At 65.0% G+C, this 4,682-nt stretch carries 3 protein-coding genes; all 3 read left to right on the plus strand.

Going from position 1 to position 4,682, the window contains the following annotated elements; translation table 11 throughout:
- Positions 1-1,326, plus strand: a 1,326-nt coding sequence (nifK, locus tag VD811_16245; protein ID HXV22535.1) for a nitrogenase molybdenum-iron protein subunit beta, incomplete at its 5' end; no start/stop codon positions are given.
- A gap of 221 nt (positions 1,327-1,547) precedes the next feature.
- Complete coding sequence (locus tag VD811_16250; GenBank protein ID HXV22536.1) at positions 1,548-4,289, plus strand: bifunctional nitrogenase iron-molybdenum cofactor biosynthesis protein NifEN; 2,742 nt, start codon at positions 1,548-1,550, stop codon at positions 4,287-4,289.
- 60 nt (positions 4,290-4,349) lie between these two features.
- On the plus strand, positions 4,350-4,682 hold a 333-nt coding region (locus VD811_16255; GenBank protein ID HXV22537.1), incomplete at its 3' end, for a NifB/NifX family molybdenum-iron cluster-binding protein.

Consider the following 4,682-nt stretch of genomic DNA (forward strand, 5'->3'; position numbering starts at 1 on the left):
GCCTGCCAGCCGCTGGGCGCCGAGCTCGCCGCCCACGGCTTCGAGGGGAGCCTCCCCTTCGTCCACGGCTCGCAGGGGTGCGCCTCCTACTACCGCAGCACCTTCAACCGCCACTTCCGTGAGCCGGCGCCGGCGGTCTCCGACGCCATGACCGAGGACGGCGCGGTCTTCGGCGGCCAGAACAACCTGCACGAGGCCCTGGAGAACGCCTACACCATCTACAAGCCGAAGATCATGCCGATCTTCACCTCCTGCATGCCGGAGATCATCGGCGACGACCTGACCGCCTTCATCAAGAATGCCCGGGCCAAGGGGTGCATCCCCCAGGATTTCCCGGCACCCTACGCCAACACCCCGAGCTTCAACGGCTCGCACATCCACGGCTACGACGCCATGCTCCTCTCCATCCTCCAGACCCTCACCGAGGGGAAGCAGGTGGAGGGGCGCTGCACCGGCAAGCTCAACCTGATCGCCGGCTTTGACGCCAACACCGGCAACTACCGGGAGTACAAGCGGATTCTGGAGGCCTTCGGCATCCCCTACACCTTCCTGGCCGACATCTCCGAGACCTTCGACTCGCCGCTGGACGGCCACTACAAGATCTACCCCGGCGGCACCAGGCTGGACGAGGCGGCCGATTCCATCAACGGCAAGGCGACCATCACCCTCGGTCCCTACGCTACCGCCAAGACCTTCACCTGGGTCAAGGACAACTATGCCGGCAAGCACGTCTCCATGCCGACCCCCTTCGGCATCGAGAAGACCGACGCCTTCATCATGAAGGTCGCCGAGCTGTTCGGCAAACCGGTTCCCGAGTCCTTGAAGGCCGAGCGCGGCCGGGCCGTTGACCTGATGACCGACGCCCACCAGTACATCCACGGCAAGAAGTTCGCCGTCTACGGCGATCCCGACTACCTCATCGGTTACGTTTCCTTCCTGTTGGAGATGGGGGCGGTCCCTTACCACATCCTCTGCTCCAAGGGGACCAAGAAGCTGGAGAAGGAGATCCAGGCGCTGCTCGACGCCTCCATGTACGGCAAGGACTGCAAGATCTACATCAACAAGGATCTCTGGCACCTGCGCAGCCTGCTGATGACCGACCCGGTGGACGCCATCATCGGCGACACCCACGGCAAGTTCGCGGCCCGCGACGCCAAGATCCCGCTCTTCCGCTTCGGCTTCCCGATCTTCGACCGGGTGAACCTGCACCGCGTTCCGCTGATCGGCTACCAGGGGGTGATCAATATGCTCTCGACCATCTGCAACAAGTTCATCGACATCGTCGACGAGACCTGCGAAGACCGGCAGTTCGAGATGATGCGGTAGGAAATCCCCCTGCCCCCCTTTGCAAAGGGGGGTCAAAACCTCCCCCTTTGCTAAAGGGGGATCGAGGGGGATTTGCATGGGAACACGCAGGGGCACGGCGCGCCGTGCCCCTGCACCCGGCAGCACCCTTTTTATTCGACCCTGGAAAGCAACAAGGTGGAGAGTGTTTTCGGGACCTTGAACCCCGCGCTCGCCACGCCTCTCCCCTCACGAGGTACGATATGTCCAAGCGCGACTACTACGACGTCTCCGAATGCGAGACCAACGAGAAAGGCGCCCCCAAATTCTGCAAGAAGTCGGAACCGGGCGAAGGGACCGAGCGCAGCTGCGCCTACGACGGCGCCCGCGTCGTCCTGATGCCGATCACCGACGTCCTCCACCTGGTGCACGGCCCGATCGCCTGCGCCGGCAACTCCTGGGACAACCGCGGGGCCCGCTCATCGGGCAGCCAGCTCTACCGCCGCGGCTTCACTACCGACGTCATGCACAACGACGTCGTCTTCGGCGGCGAGCAGAAGCTCTACGACGCCATCATCGACCTGGGGACCAAATACCAGCCGAAGGCGATCTTCGTCTACGCCACCTGCGTCACCGCCATGATCGGCGACGACCTGGAGAAGGTCTGCGAGGCCGCCGCCAAGCATGTGCCGATGCCGGTCATCCCGGTCAACACTCCCGGCTTCATCGGCGACAAGAACATCGGCAACCGGCTGGCCGGCGAGGTGCTCCTCAAGCACGTCATCGGCAGCGCCGAGCCGGAGTTCACCACCGACTACGACGTCAACCTCATCGGCGAATACAACATCGCCGGCGACCTCTGGGGGATGCTGCCGCTCTTTGACAAGCTCGGCATCCGCATCCTCTCCTGCGTCAGCGGCGACGCCAGGTTCGAGGATATCCGCTACGCCCACCGGGCCAAGCTCAACGTCATCATCTGCTCGAAGAGCCTGACCAACATGGCGAAGAAGATGAAGACGCGCTGGTCCATCCCCTATCTCGAAGAGTCCTTCTACGGACTCGACGACACCGCCAAGGCGCTGCGCGACATCGCCCGGGAACTCGATGCGATTCACGGCAATGCGGTGATGGCCGAGCGGGTCGAAGCGCTGCTGGCCGAAGAAGAACCGAAGTGCCGCGCCGCCCTGGCGCCGTTCAAGGCGCGGCTCGAAGGGAAGCGCTGCGTCCTCTTTACCGGCGGGGTGAAGACCTGGTCGATGGTCAATGCCCTGCGCGAGCTGGGGGTGGAGATCCTCGCCGCCGGCACCCAGAACTCGACCCTCGACGACTTCTACCGGATGAAGGCGCTGATGCACCAGGACGCCAGGATCATCGAGGACACCTCGAGCGCCGGCCTGCTCTCCGTCATGTACGAGAAGCTGCCGGACATGATCGTCGCCGGCGGCAAGACCAAGTACCTGGCCCTGAAGACGCGCACGCCGTTCCTCGACATCAACCACGGCCGCGCCCACCCCTATGCCGGCTATGCGGGGATGGTCACCTTTGCCAAACAGCTCGACATGACGGTGAACAACCCGATCTGGCCGGTGCTCAACGCCAAGAGTCCGACGGAAAAGAATGCAGATGAGCTGGCACTCGATGTGGCGACCGCCGCCGGGCACGCCGAGCGGATTCTCGCCGACAGCATGCGCGACTCGCGGGTAAAGGTGCCGGAGAAGATCGGCACCGTCAATCCGCAGAAGAACTCCCCGGCCCTGGGGGCGACCCTCGCCTACCTCGGCATCGACGAAATGCTCGGCCTGCTGCACGGCGCCCAGGGATGCTCGACCTTCATCCGCCTGCAGCTCTCCCGGCACTTCCGCGAGCCGATCGCCCTCAACTCGACCAGCATGAGCGAGGACATGGCGATCTTCGGCGGCTGGGAGAACCTGAAGACGGGGATCGGCCGGGTCATCGAGAAGTTCGGACCGAAGGTGGTCGGGGTGATGACCACCGGCCTCACCGAGACGATGGGGGACGACATCAGAAGCGCCATCGCCCAATTCCGTCAGGAGCACCCCGAGCACGATGACGTGCCGGTCGTCTGGGCGAGCACCCCCGACTACTGCGGCTCGCTGCAGGAAGGGTACGCCGCGGCGGTGGAGGCGATCGTGCGCAGCGTGCCGGTGCCGGGGCCGAAGGTTGATGGGCAGGTGAACATCCTCCCCGGCGCCCACCTGACCCCGGCCGACGTCGAGGAGATCAAGACCCTGTGCGAGGACTTCGGCCTCGACCCGGTGGTCATCCCCGACAGCTCCTGCGCCCTCGACGGCCACATCGACGCGACCGTCTCCAGCCTCTCCACCGGCGGCATCCCGGTCGAGCGGATCCGCCAGGCGGGAAGAAGCGTTGCCACCCTCTTCTTCGGCGACTCGCTGGCCAAGGCAGCGAAGGTTCTCACGGATCGCTGCGCCATCCCCTCCTACGGCTTCACCTCGGCGACGGGGCTGGCCGAGACCGACCGGCTGCTGGCGGTCCTCGCCGAGCTCTCTAGGGCGCCGATCCCGCAGAAGTACCTGCGTCAGCGCAGCCGCCTGGCCGACGCCATGGTCGACTCCCACTACCAGTTCGGCCGCAAGAAGGTGGCCCTGGCCCTGGAGGGGGATATGCTCAAGACCCTCGCCCCCTTCCTGCACGGCATGGGCTGCGACATAGAGCTGGCCCTCTCGGCCACCCGGGTCAAGGGCTTGGGCGAGCTTCCCTGCGAGAAGGTGCTGGTCGGCGACCTCGAAGACCTGGAGGAGATGGCCGCCGGCGTCGACCTGCTGGTCGCCAACAGCAACGGCCGCCAGGCCGCGGCCAGGCTCGGCATCCCCAACCACCTGCGCGCCGGCCTTCCGGTCTTCGACCGGATGGGCGCCCACCAGCGCACCTGGGTCGGCTACCGCGGGACGATGCAGCTGATCTTCGAAGTCGGCAACCTGTTCATGGCCAGTTCGAAGGAAGCGACGAAGGGGCACAACTAGTAGGAGCGGCGCTTGCTCCGCCCGGGGCGCGGCAAGCAGCGCCCCTACAGGGGATACGCCATGATTCGAACCCGCCGTTTTCACATCATCGATGGCAACAGCATGAAAGGACTGGCTATGAAAGTCGCATTCGCCACTACCGATAAAGTTCATGTCGACGAGCATTTCGGCCGCGCCGAGAAATTTTTGATCTGGGAGATCGGGCCCGAGGAGGCCGCTTTCTCCGGGGTGGTCCAGGTCAAGTCCGAAGGGGACGACGAAGCCGACCGGATCGAAGCCCGCTGTGCCGGCCTGGCTGACTGCGCGCTGGTCTACGTCGCCGAAATCGGTGGCCCGGCGGCCGCCCGCCTGGTGGCCAAGAAGATTCACCCGATCAAGAGCAAGGAACGGGAG

Source organism: Desulfuromonadales bacterium (assembly GCA_035620395.1).
Lineage (GTDB): Bacteria > Desulfobacterota > Desulfuromonadia > Desulfuromonadales > DASPGW01 > DASPGW01.